At 32.7% G+C, this 19,481-nt stretch carries 16 protein-coding genes; 2 read left to right on the top strand and 14 right to left on the bottom strand.

All coding sequences use genetic code 11. The annotated features are described in order from the left end of the window. Positions 1–8 precede the first annotated feature (8 nt). Both Y592_RS01025 and Y592_RS01020 read left to right on the top strand, forming a co-directional pair. Positions 9–236, top strand: coding sequence for a 4Fe-4S dicluster domain-containing protein (locus tag Y592_RS01025; protein WP_075665229.1), 228 nt, complete (start codon positions 9–11; stop codon positions 234–236). Then, on the top strand, positions 229–1,389 hold the full coding sequence (locus Y592_RS01020) for a 2-oxoacid:acceptor oxidoreductase subunit alpha (protein WP_075665228.1): 1,161 nt from the start codon (positions 229–231) through the stop codon (positions 1,387–1,389). The genes Y592_RS01025 and Y592_RS01020 overlap by 8 nt, the downstream gene beginning before the upstream one ends. A gap of 239 nt (positions 1,390–1,628) precedes the next feature. Here Y592_RS01020 and hutU read toward each other — a convergent pair whose 3' ends face one another. The 14 genes from hutU to Y592_RS00950 form a co-directional block, all read right to left on the bottom strand. Continuing rightward, complete coding sequence (gene hutU / locus Y592_RS01015; RefSeq protein ID WP_075665227.1) at positions 1,629–3,281, bottom strand: urocanate hydratase; 1,653 nt, start codon at positions 3,279–3,281, stop codon at positions 1,629–1,631. 18 nt (positions 3,282–3,299) lie between these two features. Further along, a complete protein-coding gene (locus Y592_RS01010) occupies positions 3,300–4,523 on the bottom strand; it encodes a M20 family metallo-hydrolase (protein WP_088368823.1) in 1,224 nt (407 codons plus the stop codon). After that, complete coding sequence (locus Y592_RS01005) at positions 4,520–5,062, bottom strand: NUDIX hydrolase (protein WP_075665225.1); 543 nt, start codon at positions 5,060–5,062, stop codon at positions 4,520–4,522. Before Y592_RS01005 ends, Y592_RS01010 begins: the two co-directional genes overlap by 4 nt. A 1-nt stretch (position 5,063) precedes the next feature. After that, positions 5,064–6,719 (bottom strand): outer membrane protein assembly factor BamB family protein, encoded by a 1,656-nt coding sequence (locus Y592_RS01000; RefSeq protein ID WP_075665224.1) that lies wholly within the window; start codon positions 6,717–6,719, stop codon positions 5,064–5,066. A gap of 4 nt (positions 6,720–6,723) precedes the next feature. Further along, complete coding sequence (locus tag Y592_RS00995) at positions 6,724–7,890, bottom strand: class I SAM-dependent rRNA methyltransferase (protein ID WP_075665223.1); 1,167 nt, start codon at positions 7,888–7,890, stop codon at positions 6,724–6,726. After that, positions 7,887–8,966, bottom strand: coding sequence for an iron-containing alcohol dehydrogenase family protein (locus tag Y592_RS00990; RefSeq protein ID WP_088368822.1), 1,080 nt, complete (start codon positions 8,964–8,966; stop codon positions 7,887–7,889). The genes Y592_RS00995 and Y592_RS00990 overlap by 4 nt, the downstream gene beginning before the upstream one ends. A 1-nt stretch (position 8,967) precedes the next feature. After that, positions 8,968–10,416, bottom strand: a complete 1,449-nt coding sequence (gcvPB, locus tag Y592_RS00985) for an aminomethyl-transferring glycine dehydrogenase subunit GcvPB (protein WP_075665221.1) — start codon at positions 10,414–10,416, stop codon at positions 8,968–8,970. 15 nt (positions 10,417–10,431) lie between these two features. Then, complete coding sequence (gcvPA, locus tag Y592_RS00980) at positions 10,432–11,751, bottom strand: aminomethyl-transferring glycine dehydrogenase subunit GcvPA (RefSeq protein ID WP_075665220.1); 1,320 nt, start codon at positions 11,749–11,751, stop codon at positions 10,432–10,434. A 6-nt stretch (positions 11,752–11,757) separates the two neighbouring features. After that, a complete protein-coding gene (gene gcvT / locus Y592_RS00975) occupies positions 11,758–13,068 on the bottom strand; it encodes a glycine cleavage system aminomethyltransferase GcvT (protein WP_075665219.1) in 1,311 nt (436 codons plus the stop codon). A 101-nt stretch (positions 13,069–13,169) separates the two neighbouring features. Next, positions 13,170–14,468, bottom strand: a complete 1,299-nt coding sequence (locus Y592_RS00970) for a nicotinate phosphoribosyltransferase (protein ID WP_075665218.1) — start codon at positions 14,466–14,468, stop codon at positions 13,170–13,172. Then, a complete protein-coding gene (gene lnt / locus Y592_RS00965; RefSeq protein ID WP_088368821.1) occupies positions 14,465–15,922 on the bottom strand; it encodes an apolipoprotein N-acyltransferase in 1,458 nt (485 codons plus the stop codon). The genes Y592_RS00970 and lnt overlap by 4 nt, the downstream gene beginning before the upstream one ends. A 13-nt stretch (positions 15,923–15,935) precedes the next feature. After that, the gene (locus Y592_RS00960) at positions 15,936–17,054 is read right to left on the bottom strand and encodes a DegT/DnrJ/EryC1/StrS family aminotransferase (RefSeq protein ID WP_077287074.1); all 1,119 of its coding nucleotides are present in this window, start codon (positions 17,052–17,054) and stop codon (positions 15,936–15,938) included. 97 nt (positions 17,055–17,151) lie between these two features. Further along, entirely contained in the window at positions 17,152–18,276 is a 1,125-nt protein-coding gene (locus Y592_RS00955; protein ID WP_088368820.1) for an aspartate aminotransferase family protein, read from the bottom strand. 4 nt (positions 18,277–18,280) lie between these two features. After that, entirely contained in the window at positions 18,281–19,480 is a 1,200-nt protein-coding gene (locus Y592_RS00950) for an aspartate kinase (protein WP_075665214.1), read from the bottom strand. Position 19,481 lies beyond the last annotated feature (1 nt).

Below are 19,481 nucleotides of genomic sequence, written 5' to 3'. Positions count from 1 at the left end.
GTGAGGTAATGGCGAAGAAACAGTTTAAGGTGAAGATAAATTATAATTGGTGTAAAAGTTGCGGGATATGCTATAACACTTGTCCTACAAAAACTATTATTAAGGGGGAAATGAATAGACCAAAAGTAGAAGATCATACAACGTGTATAGGATGTTTGATGTGTGAAAATTTATGTCCAGATTTTGCCATTGACATAGTTGAGATTACAGAAGAAGTAGGTGAAAAAAATGGGTAAATTAGTTTTTTGGCAGGGAAACGAAGCAGTTGCATATGGAGCACTGAAAGCTGGTTGTAGATTTTATGCAGGTTATCCCATTACCCCTTCTTCAGAAATTGCCGAGACCATGGCAAGAGAGTTACCAAAACATAATGGGGTTTTTATTCAAATGGAAGATGAAATTGCAAGTGCCGCGGCTATGATTGGTGCATCACTTGCGGGGGTAAAATCAATGACAGCTACTAGCGGCCCGGGTTTTAGTTTGATGCAAGAGGCTTTAGGATATGCTGTTATGACTGAGACTCCGTGTGTTTTTGTTAATGTTATGCGTGGAGGCCCTTCAACTGGTCTTCCAACCAAGCCCGCTCAAGGTGATATTATGCAAGCGAGGTGGGGAACTCACGGAGATCATGCCATAATTGCGATGTACCCTTCAACTGTCCAAGAAGCGTATAGGTATATAATTGAGGCTTTTAACCTTGCCGAAGTATATAGAACACCTGTTGTGTTTTTAATGGATGAGACTTTGGGCCATATGAGAGAAACATTTGAATTACCGAATGGTAGAGATATAGAAATTGTGGATAGAATTTCTGAAAAAGAATTGGAAGATGAAGAGATATTTGTGCCGTATGCAGAAAGTGAATATGCTGAACCAAAACCTAATGCGTTGATAGAGATGGGTAAAACAAGATTCCATGTTTCGGGCCTTGTGCACGACGAATCTGGTTTCCCAAATGCAGCGTATGAAACTGCAGAAAAATTAATCAAGAGATTGTCAAATAAAATAAGGCTCCATATTGATGAGATTTCAATTTACGATGAGTATATGACAGAAGATGCAGAAGTGCTGGTTATAGCGTATGGGGTAGTGGCAAGGAGCGCACTTGAGGCTGTGAAAATAGCAAGAAACGATAAAATGAAAGTAGGTTTGTTCAAGCCAATTACAATTTGGCCATTACAAGTTCACGAGCTTAGAAAAAGACTTTCAAAAGTTGAAGCAGTTGTTATACCAGAAATGAATTTAGGGCAATACGGAAGGGAAATTTTGAGATTGGTAAAACCTGGAACAAAAGTTAAATTTATCAATAAAGTAGGAGGAGAATTAATTACCCCAGAGGAAATTTTAGCAGGAATAAACGATATTTTAACTGAAGGATATGACTTTTAAAAGTTCTAAGGATTATGGGTTTATCTTCAAAGATGTGACAAATAAAAAATTTCAAAACTAGATGGCTTCAGCACTCCACCGAGGCCATCTAATTTATTTTTATACCTTCTCTTGTATTCTTCACATCTTTTTAGTTCAACTGTTTAAAAAAAAGCACCCCCTTTTTAGTTTTATTTAACCATTTTGGGGGTGCTTTTTTTATCGTTTTTTTAGTTCAGTGCACAGTTACCTAAGATTTTTTATTGATCAAGCATAGGTATTTTCAAGTTATGTTTTTTTGCAGTATTTATTGCTATTTCATAGCCTGCATCAGCATGTCTTACTACACCAAGTCCAACGTCATTTGTTAAAACTCTTTCTAGTTTCTTATGTGCCAAATCTGTACCATCAGCTACTATAACCATTCCTGCGTGCAATGAGTAACCAATACCTACTCCGCCACCATGATGGAAAGATACCCAAGTTGCCCCACTTGCAACATTTAACATCGCATTTAGAATTGGCCAATCTGCTATTGCATCACTGCCATCTTTCATAGCTTCAGTTTCCCTATATGGACTTGCAACTGACCCTGTATCGTGATGATCTCTTCCAATTACAATAGGTGCTTCGATTTCGCCTTTTTGTACCATTTTGTTTATGGCAAGTCCTAATTCTGCTCTTTCTCCTTGACCTAACCAACATATTCTTGCAGGTAACCCTTGCCATTTAATCTTTTTTTGTGCAAGTTCTATCCATTTTTTTAAGTGATTATCGTAAGAGAATAATTCCAATACTTTTTTATCAGTTTTGTAAATATCTTCAGGATTACCGGATAAAGCGGCCCACCTAAATGGACCTTTTCCTTCGGAGAATAAGTCCCTTATGTATTCTGGAACGTATCCTGGAATATTAAATGCATTTTTTACTCCGTGATCGTATGCAAGTCTTCTTATATTATTTCCATATTCAAATACTTTTGCGCCTTGCTTTTGCATTTCCAATATTGCTTCTATATGTTTTACAACGCTTTCGTATACTAACTCAAGGTACTTTTGTGGATTTTCTTTCCTTAATTTTAATGCTTCATCAAATGACATGCCATGTGGTATGTAACCTGTTAATGGATCATGCGCAGCTGTTTGATCAGTTACTATATCTGGAATAATTCCACGTTTTACAAGTTCTGGATGCACATCTGCAGCATTTGCTAAAAGACCAACTGACAGTGGTTTTCCTTCTTTTACGGCGTCTTGTACTAATTTTAATGCTTCATCTAAGTTGTCAGTCCAAGTATCGAGATAACCTGTTTTAATACGTCTTTCAATCATTCTTTTATCTATTTCAACGGCAAGTACTACACCATCGTTTAAAGTTACAGCTAAAGGTTGTGCTCCTCCCATTTCTCCTAAACCTGCAGTTAATACCCATTTTCCTTTTAGTGATCCATTAAAATACTTTTTGGCTACTGCGTAAAATGTTTCATATGTGCCTTGAAGTATACCTTGAGTTCCTATGTAAATCCAACTTCCAGCGGTCATTTGACCGTACATAATTAAACCACGTTTTTCTAATTCTCTAAAATATTCCCAATTTGCCCATTTGGGAACAAGGTTGGAATTTGCGATTAATACTCTTGGTGCCCATTCACTTGTTTTAAAAACTGCAACTGGTTTTCCACTTTGAATTAAAAGTGTTTCATCCATTTCTAGATTTTGCAGTGTTTCAACTATTTTGTCAAAACATTCCCAATTCCTTGCGGCTCTTCCTGTACCACCGTATACTATAAGGTTTGCAGGATCTCTTGCAACTTCTGGATCTAGGTTGTTCATTAACATTCTCATAGGTGCTTCAGTTTGCCAACTTTTACAAGAAAGTTTTGTTCCTCTTGGTGCTTTTACAATCCTTGACATAATATTCCCCCCTTAATTTTAAGAATTTGCCATTAAATAAGTATAGACTTTTGTATCTTCAATTAAATTATTTATAACCACGTATTCATTTGGTTGGTGTGCCGTTTCATCTAATGTGGCCCAGACAACCGCGGGGAAGCCTGCACGTCTAACTATAGCGGCACAAGTTCCTCCACCTATTCCTCCAACTTTTGGTTCTAAATTTCTCAATTCTTTTATTGCACTTTTTAACTTTATTACTATCTCTGAATCTTTATTAGTGGGTGGTGCAGCTTGCTCAAATTGCAGTTTTTCTACGTGAATTTCCACATTGTATTCTTTTGAAAACTTATTTGCAAAATTGGTTATATCCTCGAAGATTTCTTCAATGTTATATTCTGGTAATATTCTACAATCAAAATAGACGACATCTGTTCCCGGTATAGTGTTTACATTATCCACATTATTTTCTTTTTTTGTGGGTTCAAAGGAACTTTTCGGATAATCAAATAATTTATTTTCTAAGTTATATTTTTTATTTAAATATTCATCCAATTGTGAAGCGAATTTCAAAGCGAACCTATGGGCATTTTTAGCTATATCTGGTCTTGATGCATGTGCTTGTTTTCCAAAAGTAGTTATTTTTAACCATGCAATGGATTTTTCGGCAATTTCAATAAATGAACCGTCGGGTTCGCCGGCATCGGGTACTATAAACAAATCGCTTTTATTGAATAAGCCAAGCTCTAAAAGGTGTTTTATACCATAGTCGGATCCTGTTTCTTCATCTGAAACAAAGGCAAGTGCGATATTGTCTTTGGGTTTTATTTTGAGTTCTAATATCGCTTTTGCAGCATATAATGATGCAATTAAAGATGCACCGTTATCTTCTGCACCTCTTCCAAATATTTTTCCGTCTTTTTCTAGTGGATCAAATGGATCATTTTCCCATAATGATAGATCACCTGCGGGAACTTTGTCCATGTGGGTTATAATCCAAATAGTTCTTTTTCCTTCACTTCCTTTTATTCTCGCCACAATATTTGGTCTAAATCCATATGGCACTATGTCATCTTTTGCATCGTATCTTTCCACAGAATCAAAGCTCCAATCTTTAATTAAGTCTTCTAACCATTCAGCCATTTCTTTTTCACCTGGGCCACCTGATCTAGGATTTACAGAGTTAATGGATACAAATTTTTTCATTGAGGTAATGATTTCGGGTTTTAATTTTTCAACAATTTGAATGATTTTTTCTTTCATATAGATTCCTCCTTTAATATTTTGTAAGCCTCATGTGCAATTAAAGCCGTTATTCCCCAAATTATATATTCTTTGTGTTTGAAAAATAAGATTCTATATTTCCCTTGTCTCCAATTGTAATTTTTTTCATTTGGTATTAAATGAAATGGAAAATTAGTAGGTGGATATACCTTTACATCTATGTAATATTCGTACAAAGGTTTTTCAAATAATTTAATTGGTGCCAAAAAAATTGCGTCAACTTCTGATTTATTACGCATAATTTTGCTATTGATGGTACCTAAAAATGGGTATATTACTATATTAAAAGGTGTAACAACCATTGGAAGATCTTTGATTATTTTTGGGACTGTACCTATTTCTTCAATTGTTTCACGTATTGCACAGTCTTTAGGTGATTCGTTTTCTTCTAATTTCCCACCCGGGAATGCCACTTCTCCTGGTTGAGTATTTAATTTTTTTGAACGTACTTCGAATAAAAAATATTTTTTGTTTACTATGGGTATTACCACAGCGTATTCATTTGCACCGATTATCATATCAATAATTAACCGCCGATGAGTTTAGGTTATTTTTAAAGATACTGTTCCATGGTGTTGATGGCGAATCATTCGTAGAAATTACAGTTATTGTTTTTCCAACTATGTATAAATTTCCTATGTTGTCTAATATTATAAATTTTGAATTTTCATATGTTTTTTTATAGAGAATTTTAAAGCTATTTTTTTCTAAAATGTATAAGTTGTTATTTTCGGTTAGTATATATATGAATTTTTGACCTATAACACTATCTATTATGTCATATTCAAAGTCTAGAATTTTTACGTCATTTTTTGTGAAAAAGTTTTTGGAAAATACATATTTATTTGATTTGTCTATTAAGATTACAGAATTTTCAGAGGGAATTTGTGGATTTTCCAACGAAAAAGCCAAGTTTTTTATGTTACCTATAAACTTTTCCTTTTTTTCATTTTTCCATAAATATCCCATCCCATCTACGGTATAGATTTGACCAGATAGTGATACAAAAGGTCCACTTATCGGCCATTTTCCAACTTTCATAGTTGAAATTATTTTTCCATCTTTGATTTCATACAAAAGTCCATCATCGGTTACGGTGTATATTATTTGTCCATCGTATGCAGCACCTAGTGTGATATCTGAATCCAATTGTGTTTTCCAAATAAGATTCCCATTTAAATCGAAAGAATAAAGAAAATCATCCCAACAAGGAACTACTAGCGCATTTTCGGTAATGGTTAAATGTCCAGTAACTATAAACGGCAAATGATAATTCCACAGTATTTTTCCATTACTTAATTTGAACAATTTTCCACTTGTGGTTGCTAAAAACAAAGTACCGTTTATTGCAACTGGTCTCCCAGTTATGTCTGCATTAAGATCTATACTCCACAATTTGGTAAATTTTGTTTGGGTTTCCTCTATATTTTCGTTTAAGTTTACAAATGCCTTTATTTTAAAAGGGTATGTTGTGATGTTAAAATCTTTTGTTATTAAGTAATTCCCGACAATTATATTTTCACTGTCTGTAATAATTTTATTTCCATTTACTTTTTTTGAAAATACTAATTTATTTGTTTCATCGTAGAATGAAATAGTCATATTTTTTAATAACACGTGGTAACCATTGTATGTGTAATCATTAACTGGGTTGAATTTTTTCAAAAATTTTGGGTACCTTGGATTGGAAATATCGAAAAGAGAAAGATTATACGTGGAAAATACGGCAAGGATGTTTTTTGAAATTCTTATTTTGTTTATTCTTCCTTTATCATATGAAAGGGTCCATATTATTTTTCCATTGTTGTAAGCTACAACTCTTCCCATATTTATGGCAAATAAAATATCTTTGTAAACTTGTGGGTTTGAAATATTTGATATTATCCTTATTAAAGACAATTTATCATTTTTTAAATGATAAAGTCTATCTTTTGAAACAATATATCCTTCACCAATGTAAGTGGGTGATTCTACATAGATTTTTTTGTTTGTTTGAATATTCAATATTTCGTCTTTTCCGACAAGATAGATGTTATTGTCATAACGAAAGAGATCTGAAAATGTACCTGGAAGTACTTTTTCAAAAGATTTATATAGACCGTCATTGGTTAAAATATAAGTTTGCGAGAACAAAATTGTTATAGTCAAAAGAAAAAAAAGTATTATTTTTTTCATTGTATTACTCCTTAATCTTTTCAATTTCAAGTAATCTGAATTTTAAATATTTTGTTTCTAAGATGTTTAATACATATGGGTGATCGTAAGGTTGAGCACCCCTATGCATAACTCTTGTTATGCTGCTTGTATCTATACCTGCCGAAAATATTATATTATCAAATTCTTCCTCTGAGATTATTTGTGTGCATGAAGAAGTAGCCAAAATACCGTGATTTTTTAGGATGCGCATTGCCCTGAGATTTATTTCTTTATATCCTTTAAGTGCACTTTTTTTATTACTCCCTTTTTTGGCAAATGAAGGCGGATCAATCGAAACAACGTCAAAGTACTTTGATGTTTTGTCAAACTGTTTTAAAATATCAAAAGCATTTCCTACTATAGTTTCATAGTTTTTAAATCCATTTTCTTTTGCAATTAAATTTACAATGTCAATTGCGCGTTGTGAATAATCAAGAAAAGTTACATATTTTGCACCGTACAATAACATATGCATACCAAAGTTTCCAGTATAGCAAAATGCATCGAGACATACTTTATCTTTGGAATATCTTTCTAGTGATTTTACATTTAGTCTTTGGTCAAGAAAAGCACCAGTTTTTTGTCCTTGGGTATCTGCAAAAAACTTTAAATCATTTAGTTCAAATGGTATTAATTCGGGACCAGATTTATATATCCAACCGGAATATTTTTTTAATCCCTCTTTTTCCCTGGAATTACTATCGGATTTTTCAAAAATACCTTTTGGATTAAAAAGTTCTATTATTACATCTAATATATGATTTTTTAGTTTTTCAATACCCAAAGTATTGATTTCAAGTACTATATAATCTTGAAATTTGTCTACTATTAAACCAGATAAATTATCCGCTTCTGAGAAAATAACCCGAAAACTTTTTTCTTTTGTATGCCTTCTCTCCAAAGCTTCTAAAAATCTTTTTTTGATAAAGTTTTTTCCTATTGTTTCTGCCTTTCTTGTTAAAATTCTAACTCTAATTTTAGAGTTAAAATTAATGTATCCTTTTCCTAGAAACGATTTTTCATGGTTAAATACATTGACAATACCGCCATTTTCCGGGATTCCTTCTATTCTTTCAATTTCATTTTCATAAATCCAGGGGTGCCCATTTTTTATTCTATTTTTTATATCCTTTTTCAAGAATACCTTCATTTGCTACCTCCATATAGTCCGGATTTTTCAATTACCCATTTGTATGATTCTTTGATTTTGCTGAGGTTATAGTTTCCAGGGGTAACCTTTACGTGTGAAGAATTGAGTACTCTATTTGACCACCTTTCAATTTCTTCGTCTTCTATTGAAAATTCAATGGAAACGTTGAGAGATTTGAGAAATTCAAGTGGGTCGCCTAGAATTTCTTTAATTTCTTCTTCTTTACCAGAGTTTTTAACTTCAAATGGTAGAAAGACAGCTGTTGCAAGACCGTGTTTTATTCCTTTTTCAGAGGTTAGTGAGTATCCCAATGAGTGTGCAATAGTGGTACCTGTCAAACTTATTGCAATACCTGCATAAAATGATGCAAGCATTATTTTCTTTCTCAACTCGTAGTTCTGCAAGTCTTCAACTAACTTATTTAGGTTTTGCTTTATTAGCTTTATTGCTTCTAGCGCGTATAATTTTGAAAATTCACTGGCTCTTAGTGATAGAAAAGATTCAACTGCGTGCGATAAGGCGTCTAATGCCGTTGATATTGTGAGTTCTTTTGATAGTGTAAGTGTGTACTTTGGTTCTAGTATAGAAACATTTGGGAATATAACATCATGTTTAAATCCTTTTTTTACGTTGTTAATAGTTAGAACGGAGTATTGTGTTACTTCACTTCCTGTACCGGAAGTTGTTGGAATACAAAGAATTTTAGATGCGCTGTTATATTTAAGGTTATCGTATAAATCTTCAACTTTTATGTCATTTTTACACAAAACAGCAATAGCCTTGGCGGCATCCATTGGACTGCCGCCACCAAGGCCAACAATTACATCCCAATTTTTTCCAAATTTATCTATGATCTTATAAAGCATCTCTTTAGGAGGGTTTTCCAAAGTTTCATCAAATATTTCAAATTTTTTATTTAATTTTTTTAAAACATCTACTAATTCATCTAGACTTTTGTTTTTTTTCGAACTTTTTCCAGTAATTATTAAAAAGGTATTTCCCAATTTTTCGATTTCAATTATAGAGTCTTTATAACCATCTTCAAAAAATACCTTTGTGGGAAGGTAAAATTTCATTTTATTCCCCCTCAAAATTGAATTTTACTATAGGTTTTCTTGAAGCAGTAGCCTCATCTAGTCTTCTAATTGGTGTTGTGTAAGGTGCATTTTTTACTAATTCTGGATTTTGCTTCGCTTCTTCAAAGATTTTTCCAAGTATTTTTGCAAATTCATCTAATGTATCTTTACTTTCAGTTTCCGTTGGCTCAATCATAAAGTCTTCGTGTACAATTAATGGGAAGTACATCGTTGGTGCGTGGATTCCATAATCTAGAAGTCTTTTGGCTATATCTAACGCTTTGACTCCTGTTTCTTTTGTTAATTTTTCACATGTGGATACAAACTCATGCATACAAAGACCTGGATATGCAATGTCCATGATTTTTGATACCTTTTTTCTTAGATAATTTGCATTCAACACTGCCATTTGCCCGACCTTTTTTAAACCTTCTTTTCCCATAGTTTTTATATATGTATATGTCCTTACCAAAACGGAAAAATTCCCGAAAAAGCTTCTTATAAATCCTATACTTTCTGGTTTGGAGTAATTTAGCTTATATGTGTTATTTTCTTTTATTATTTCAGGTACTGGTAAAAATTTCGAAAGGTGTTTTTTTACTCCCACCGGGCCACTACCTGGTCCACCCATACCATGTGGTGTACTAAATGTTTTATGAAGATTTAAGTGGACAATATCAAAACCCATATCACCTGGTCTTGTTCGTCCCAAGATTGCATTTAAGTTTGCACCATCGTAGTATAAAAGTGCACCCTTTTCGTGTACCATTTCAGCAATTTTTATGATATCTTTTTCAAATAAACCAAGTGTATTTGGATTGGTCAATAACAAAACTGCAACTTCTTCGTCTAGTTGTTTTTTAAGCTCGTTTAGATCTACCCTTCCATCAGGACCGGATTTTATTTCTATAACTTCAAATCCAGCCATTCTTGCCGATGCAGGGTTTGTTCCATGAGCGCTGTCTGGTACAATTGCTTTTTTTCTCTTTGTGTCACCTCTACTTAAATGATATGCCCTTGCTATTAACATACCAGTTAATTCTCCATGTGCTCCTGCAGATGGAACAAGTGTCATATCATCCATTCCTGATATTTCGCAAAGCATTTCTTTTAGTTCGTACATTAATTGAAGAGCGCCTTGTGCCGTTTCCATTGGTTGAAATGGATGTATCATTGAAAAGTGTTCGTCATTTGCAATTTTCTCATTAATTTTGGGATTGTATTTCATAGTACATGAACCTAATGGGTAAAATCCTACATCAACTGAGTAGTTTTTTGCAGCAAGATTGGTATAGTGTCTAACCACATCTAATTCACTTACTTGTGGAAGTCTAGGCGATGTTTTTCTAAGTAAGTGTTCTGGAAAGTCAAATTCATAATCTTTTATATTATTATTTGGTATTTTAAACGCAATTCTACCTTTTTTTGACATTTCAAAAATAGTAGTCATTTGAGTCCCTCCATTCTAAAAATGTTTTAGTAAATTATCTATGCTTTCATTTGTGTTTACTTCTGTACAACATGCAAGTGCACAATTTTTAAAATTGGGAAGTACCTTTACCAATGGTAGAGGGCCTAAGAAACCTTCTTCTGCTAATTTTTTCCATTTTTCGTAATAATTTTCACCTGCGTCGAATGCAAATTCATTAAAGAAAGGACCGTTAAATATGAGGGAATATCCTTTTTCTTTTAATTTTTCTGCAAAGTAATGTGCTGCGTTGTACGACATTTTTGCGACTTTTCTTAATCCTTCAGGTCCCATAGTTGATAAATATATAGCATTTATGAGTGCTATTAATGCATGATTTGAACAAATATTTGATGTAGCTTTTTCACGACGAATGTGTTGTTCCCTTGTTTGAAGTACCATCACATATCCTGTTTTTCCATCTACATCTTTTGTTTGACCTATAATCCTTCCGGGCATTTTTCTGACGTATTTTTCAAGAGTAGTAAAAAATCCAATTCCAGGTCCTCCGAAATTTGGAGTTACGCCAAGCGATTGTCCCTCACCTACTACTATATCCGCGCCAAGCTTTCCGGGAGATTCTAATATAGTTAAAGATACTGGTTCACTAACGACGATTAACAGTGTTTTTTCCGGAATAGATTCTTTTATTAATTTTAAATCTTCAATAATTCCAAAGAAGTTTGGATATCCAACTACAACCGCAGAAGTTTCATCACTTATCTTAGATTTTAGATCTTCAATATCCAAAGTGCCGTTATCATTCCATTTTACTTCTTCAATTTCTATGTTTTGCGGAGTACAATATGTTTTGCTTGTTTGTAAATACTCTGGATTAATAGAACTGGCGGCTAATATCTTATTTTTTCTACTAACCCTTACAGCCATTAACATAGCTTCGGCAAGAGCAGTTGCTCCATCATACATGGAAGAATTTGCCACTTGCATACCTGTTAATTCACACATCATTGTTTGATATTCAAACAGTGCTTGTAATGTGCCCTGTGAAACTTCTGCTTGATATGGTGTATATGCTGTTACAAATCTTTGATCATTTGCAAGATGTTCAACTACGGTCGGAATGTAGTGCGCATAAATACCCGCACCGGCAAAGATGTTTTCTATTTTAAATACTTTATTTTTCTTTGCAAGTGATAATATTTCACTTTTTACGGTAAATTCGTCTTTTTCACTTTCTAGATTGTAATCATCGACAGTTTTTGGGACATCTATATACAAATCTTCTATAGATTTTACGCCGATTTCATTTAACATTTCCTTTATTTCTTCATCAGTGTGTGGTATGTATCTGTGCATACACAATCATCCTTTCTTTTTATTTTTTACACTGCCTCTATAAAATGGCATTTTAACTATTTCTGCTTTTACTAATTTATTTCTAATCTCAATTTCAATTACTTCACCAGATTTATGACCTTTTTCAATTAAGGCCATGCCAATTGCTTGATTTAGCGTTGGAGAGAAAGTTCCGCTTGTAACGTATCCAATTTCCTTTCCTTCTTTGAAAATTTTGTAACCATGTCTTGCAACACCTTTATCAATAAGTTTAAAACCCTTAAGGCGCCTACTTAGCCCTTCTTCTAATTGTTTTTGCAGCACTTCTTTTCCCATAAAATCTTTGTTAAATTTTACGGCCCATTTTATTCCAGCTTCGAGTGGAGTAATCGTTTCGTCCATATCATTCCCGTATAGTAATAATGAGGCTTCGAGCCTTAAACAGTCTCTTGCACCAAGACCTGCTGGTGTTACTTTCATATCCAAAAGTTTTTGCCATATTTTTACAATCCCGTCTTTATTTGTTGTGTATATTTCAAATCCGTCTTCTCCTGTATAACCGGTTCTTGATATGATAGCATCTGTACCTAGTATGTTTCCAAAAGAGAAAGTATAGTATCCAATATCATCTAGATTTAGATTTACAATTTCTTGTAAAGTTTCCTGTGCTTTTGGTCCCTGAACAGCAATTAATGCGTAATCATCTGATTTGTTTTCTAGTGTTACATCAAATTTTTCTGCAATTTTTTTCATCCAGTTAAAATCTTTTTCTATATTTGCTGCGTTTATAACCAACATTGCTTTATTTTCTGAAATTTTATATGCAAGTAGATCATCTACGAATCCGCCTTTCTCATTACACATTGCTGTATAAACTATTTCACCGGGTTTTAAATTTTCAAAGTCGTTTGTGATGAGAAAATTCACAAAATCTGTTGATTGTGGACCTTCCACTATTACCTCCCCCATGTGTGATACGTCAAACATCCCCACATTGTTTCTTACCGCAAGAACTTCATCCTTTATACCAGAGTATTGGATGGGCATTTGAAAATTTGCAAATTCGACCATTTTAGCACCTAATTTTAAATGTTCATTGTGTAATGGTGTGCGTTTCATGTTCTTTTCCCCCTTTATATTGAGATTGATTATTCCTTTTGCTTTTTTTAATTCACTTTCTGGTACAAAGATTGCGAAAAATGCCGATGAGCCGAATAAAGCTTTTGGAAATGGTTCTGCTTCTGCTTTGATTATACAGGGAATACCGTTACTTTTTAACCATCCTTCAACTAGTTTTGCGTTAATTTCACTATCTATCTCAATTATTTTTTTCCACATAATCTCATCTCCGAGTTTATTGTAACACCAATTTTTTAGGTGTAAAAATTCAAATAATATTATTCAATACCAATTATTGAAATTATTTTATGTTATTTGAATTAATGTTCGTTTTCCCAAAATTTTTTGGATACTGTTTGTAAATGAGAATTATCCATTTTATACCTACCAACTTTTGCGCATGGTTTTCCGTTTACCTCTACTATGTCTGCCGTTATATCTATTTTTTTCTTCAAAAGCTTTGAACCTACACCGTAGACATCGGCTGGAACGTCTAATTTTTCAAACAACTCTATTTTATTTTCGTCAAATCCACCTGAAACTACGATTTTTAAATTGTTAAGACCAACTTTGTCAAATTCTTTTCTTGCCCTCCAAACAAGTTCAGGACAAACTCCAAATGAATTTTCATCTTTTGGAACAACAGATTTGTCCCTTAAATTACCAGAAGTGTCAAATCTTACACCCCAGATTTTATTTTTTCCTTCCCCTATAATCGGTGCAGGGTCTGTTTTTCCCAAAATAAATTCTTTGCCTGTTACGTATTCATAGAAGCTTTTTACCACTTCAAAGGTAGTATTAATAACATCATTATCCCAATCAACTAGAAAAATTCTGTTTACGTGTTCGGGCATGTATTTGTCAAATGCAATAGATGCAATGTCTGTTTTACCGTTATATGCAGCAATGAGGGCGTGGGGTATTGTTCCCATGGATTCGATTCCCCAATAATCGGCGTTTGCATCGGTTGAGACTCCAAAAGCACCTGCTTTTAGCGCAGCATATCCATCTGTTGCTTGAACCCAATAATGATCAAACCTTGCACTAAAAAAGAGTATGGGTTTTCCATTTGCTGCTTTGACAACTTTTTTTACGGCAGTTGTTGTACTTGAAGCCCTTGCAATTACCCCTAATAATATAGTTTCAAGATAACCAAAGTAGGTAGGATCACCTTCTATGGTTAAGATAGGCATTCCTTCTTTTACATCATCTCCGTCATATACAGCTTTCACTTCTATTTCATCCCATTTATCTATCCACAGTTCATTTAATTTAAGCCTCAAATTCCATTTCTTTTCTGTAAGCTTTATTATTTCTTTTACATTTCCTTCAATTGTTAGATTTTGCATTTGTTTGTCCAATTGGAGCATTTCTGAGAATATTTTTCTTGCTTTTTCTTCATCTTTATAATAGCCTGTGCAGAATTTAAGTATTGCAAGTGCTTCGTCAATTCCACAAATAGTCGCATTTTGCCTTGGAAAGAATTGGTAATATACAGTTGGATGATGGTTATCTTTTTTTAAAATTTCAACATACCTTGTAAAATACTTATCAGAATAGTATCCCATACGAATTTTATCTATTGGAATTTTAAACACCTTTGGATGTAACCTTTTCATATTTTTCCTCCTTTTATACTAGTTTTTCTTTTTTTGTATGCGATTGGAATTACTATTGAATTTATTAAAAACATGATAACACACCAATCACCGAATTTTTGATAAATAGTTGTTGTATTACTTTTTTTTACGTTAAAGATTCCTACTTTTTCAGTCATGGTAGGAAATACCTTAGTTATTCTTCCGTATTTATCGATGCTTCCAGTTATACCAGTGTTTGACACCTGGATAACGTATCTTCTATTTTCTATAGCCCTAAATACGGATTTTGAGAAATGTTGTATATGTGCGGTGGTAAATTTATACCACCCGTCGTTTGTGATAACAATTAAAAATTGTGCGCCATTTTTTGATAATTTTCTTGAGATTTCTGGGAAATAACTTTCAAAACAGATTTGAATTCCAAATTCTGGATAATTTTCTATTTTAAAAGTTGTATATTTATCTCCCTTTGAAAAGTAAGATATTCCTCTTAAAAATTGGAATTTTTTGAATATTTTTTCGTATGGTAAAAACTCTACGAATGGAAAAAGCTTAATTTTATCGTATTTTCCAACAATTTTTCCTTTGTAATAGACCACAGCACTATTTTTGGGAGTGTTTTCCATTGTTGGAAATCCTAAGATTATAGGTTTTTCCATACTGATATTTTTTAATTTGTCTTCAATATAGGTATTTCTAATGTCTTTTTCTGGAAATACTGCTTCTGGAAAGATATGTAAATAATTTGGAGTTTTAAATTTTGTTATTTCTTTTAAAATTTCTCTTTCGTTTTTTAGATATTTTACCTTTTGTTCCACGTTAGTTTGTAATGCAACTAATGGGATATTAGCTTTATTTTCGGGAAGAGATGTGAAAATCAACCAGTTTATAAAGTATATAATGGATAAGGTTATAATTATCTTAGAAGGTGAAAATTTTTTGTAATATAGAAAAAAATTAACGAGTACAATTAGAAAGGTAAGACCTATTGTTCCTACAACGGAGGTGATTTGGATTATTCCAATATCTTTAAATAGTGCATCGGAAAGCCTTATTCCTGTAAATCCCAAATCACCAATTCCCCTTAAAAATTCCATTATAGAGTATACTGAAGAAACAAATATAGCTTTTGGAACAATTCCTTTAATTCTGTCGATAAAATATCCATAGAAGATTCCAAATATTAGAAATGGAAAAGCTTCAATTGTACAGAGTAAGATAAATACTAAAAAACCCGTAAATGAAGAAAACCTACCAAAAAATTCTGGAAGATTTTTGGTAAGTACGGGGATTACCCAATATAAAGATATGAAGTAAAGTATGAAATGGAAAAGGAAAGAATACAAGAAAGCCATCTTTCTGTTTTCAAGTCCTTTGAAAAAGAGTATAAGTGAAAACCAAATCAATCCTCCCCACAAAAATCCAGGCATTGCAAGAGATGTTAGGATAGAAGATATGAGTATGTAAATCACATTTTATCCTCCTTTAGGTGAATAATTCTATAGCTTTTTTTAGATAAAATGCAACTTTTTCTTGTTTTTCAAGGGTTAATTTACTGTGAAAGGGAATAGCGAGCGTTCTTTTTGATATATTTTCCGTTACTGGGAGCATTCCTTCTTTCCACCCTAAATCTTTGTAGAGTGGTTGAAGATGTACAGGTGCAAAATAATTTTTCGTTTCGATACCATTTTCTTTCATAAATGTAATAACTTTGTTTAAATCTATTTCTTTTGGAAGCTTTACAACATATACGAACCATGACATCTTTGTGGTGTATTCTTTTGTTGTTGGAGTTTCAACGAAATTAAGAAGTTTTTTATAATTTTGTGCAATTTTGTTGCGCATTTCTATGATTTTATCTATTTTTTTCATTTGTGAATATCCCAATGCGGAGGACATTTCGTCTAATCTGTAATTGTACCCCAATAACTCATGTGAAAGCCATTTTTTGGAAGTCCTTCCTTGGTTTCTCATGGCTTTCGCGAGTCTTGCTATTTTTTCATCATTTGTTACAATAATTCCACCTTCGCCAGTTGTAATTTGCTTATTTGGGTAAAAAGCAAAAGTACCTGCTATTCCAAAGGTACCACATTTTTTTCCTTTGTACTCACTTCCCAAGGCTTCACAAGAATCCTCTATTATTGTTACATCGTGTTTTTCACATATTTTGATGATTTTATCCCAGTCAAGTGGATGTCCGAAAATGTCGACTCCCATGAAAAACAATTTGCCATTATTTGTTTTTTTTAATTTTACAATTTCCTCTTCTAGAGCATTTGGCGAGATATTTAATGTATCGCCTTCTATATCAACAAAATGGACCTTTCCTTTTTCGTATAACGCTACATTTGCAGAAGAGATAAAAGTGAAGGAAGGAACTAAAAGTGTATCCTTTTCTTTAAAATTTAGAGATTTTAAAATTAAATGCAAGGCGGCTGTTCCACTACTTACTGCAATGGCAAATTTGCTTTTAACGTAGCTTTTAGTGATGTTTTCAAACTTTTCCATATATGGCCCCAGTGCAAGTCTTTTGCTTTTTAAAACGTTTAAAACTTCTTCTATATCGTCTTTTTCAATGTATGCATTTGAGAGTGGTATTTTCATTTTATCCCTCCACGTTTTCTTTGTAATTAGTATAACATAGTTTTTTTGTTTTGGATAAAAGTTTTAAATACAAAGGAAGAATTCGGTTTGTAAAAAATCATCTTGATGTTAAAACCTTTTTTAGCTTTGAAACCATTAAGTCTATTTCTTTATATGTAATGTTTAAAGGTGGGAGTAATCTAATTGTATCGTTTTTCACTACATTTAACAATAGATTTTCTTTTAATGCTAATTTTAATATATCTCCTTTTACATCTACTTTAACCCCTAACATTAACCCCAAACCTTTTACTTTATTTACATTTTTAATATTTAAAAGTTGTCTTTTTAAATACAATCCTTTTTCTTTTACGCTAAGTAATAAATTTTGGTTTATTTTTTTTAAAACAACCTTACTTGCAGCAAGTGCAAGTGGATTTGGTGCAAAGGTTGAACCATGCTCTCCTGGTGAGAAGATGTCTGAAAAATTACCTGTAAAAATGGTTGCACCTAAAGGGAGTCCCCCTCCAAGAGACTTGGCAACTGTAATTATATCTGGTTCTAAGTTAAAGTGTTTGTACGAAAAAAATTCACCAGTTTTGCCAAGGCCACTCTGTACTTCATCTGTGACCAAGATAAAATCAAATTTTTCTTTGTATTCCATAATTGTGTCTGCAAATTCTTTTGTTAATGTATCAAGTCCCCCACTTCCCCTAATACTTTCCACAAAAACAGCAGATACTTCTTGTTTTTTAAAAACATCTTTAAATGATTTTATATCGTTGAATGGTAGAAAGATAACGTTGTTAAGTAATGGTAAAAATTTACTTCTTATATTTGGAAAACCGGTTATTGATAGAGAGCCTATTGTTCTACCGTGAAAATTTCCAAAAAATGAGATTATAGCTCCCTTTTTTGTTTTTTTAATAGCTTTTAGTGCTGCTTCATTTGCTTCTGTTCCTGAGTTTGAAAAATATACTTTTCCGTTTTTACCGGTTTCTTTTACCAATCTTTCTGAAACTTCTATTGCATCTTCATCTAGGAAAAAATTTGATATATGACTATATTTTTGTAATTTTTCTATTATTGCATTAGAAATTTCTTCATTACAGTGTCCAAAAGATGTTACACCTATACCGGAAAAAGTATCAAGATATTTGTTTCCTTTATCATCAAAAATCCATATCCCATCTGCCTTTTTAATTTTTATAGGAAATCTATTGTATGTATTTGAAATAAACATAATTTCACTCCTTTAGTGAAAATTCATCTGCTAATGCATTTAACAGAATTTGCGAAAATTCCTTTAGAACTAGAACGGATATTTTAATTTCCGAAGTAGTTACCAATTCAGGTTTTGCATTTATCTTTGAAATTGTTTTGAAAAATCTTGCTGCAACACCTGGACTGGATTTCATGCCTACGCCTACTACTGAAACTTTGTCAAAGGGTCCTTGATAGGTTATATTTAGAGAACTATCAATTTCTTTTATGGCATCTATTATAATTTTTTTTAAATCATCTAATATGGAGAATGAGAGATGGTAATATTTTTCATCTGAATACATGGATATCATATCTATGTTAATATTTTTTTCACTTAAGACTTTAAAAACTCTTTCTATGAGAGTCTCATTTTTTGGCAAATTACTTAGTGTAATTTTTATTTGATTTTTCTCAATTGTTGCACCTGTTACTACGGGTTGTTCAAGCCATTCTGGAATTTTGTTAACCACCCATGTTCCCTCCTTGTTTGAAAATGAAGAGGCACAGTATAATTTAACATTGTATTTTTTTGCAAGTTCTACTGCCCTTGAATGGAGAACTTTTGCCCCTAGAGAAGATAATTCTAGAATATCGTCGTAGGTTATGTAAGAAATTTTTTTTGCATTTGGTATGATTCTTGGATCACATGTATAAATTCCATCAACGTCGCTGTATATTTCACAAGGGACATTTAATTTCCCCGCAACTGCAACTGCGGTTGTGTCTGAACCCCCTCTGCCGAGAGTTGTCAAATCACCACTTTCTGTGATACCTTGAAAACCTGCTATTATAATAGCGGCATTTTTTTTAAGTTCTTTTAGTATTTTGCTAGAGTTTATATCTTTAATTCTTGCTTTAGTGTGCTCATGTGTTGTTAAGATGTTAAGTTGAAAAGCGTTGAAAGATTTTGCTTTTACTCCAAGTTCATTCAAAGCAATTGAAAGTAGAGCAATTGAAACTTGTTCCCCTGTAGTTAAAAGCATGTCCATCTCTCTAGGATGCGGTTTATTGCTTATAGATTTTGCTAGGTTGATTAAATTATCAGTGGTCTTCCCCATTGCAGAAACTATTACTATAACTTTATCACCTTTTTCAATTCGTGCTTTAATTTTTTTTGCAACGTTTAGTATTTTATCTTTATCTGCAACAGATGATCCTCCATACTTTTGAACAACAACCATC

Source organism: Thermosipho sp. 1070 (assembly GCF_001682135.1).
GTDB lineage: Bacteria > Thermotogota > Thermotogae > Thermotogales > Fervidobacteriaceae > Thermosipho > Thermosipho affectus.
The sequence above is the reverse complement of the archived record's forward strand: the minus strand, read 5'-3'. Positions and strand labels throughout refer to the sequence as shown.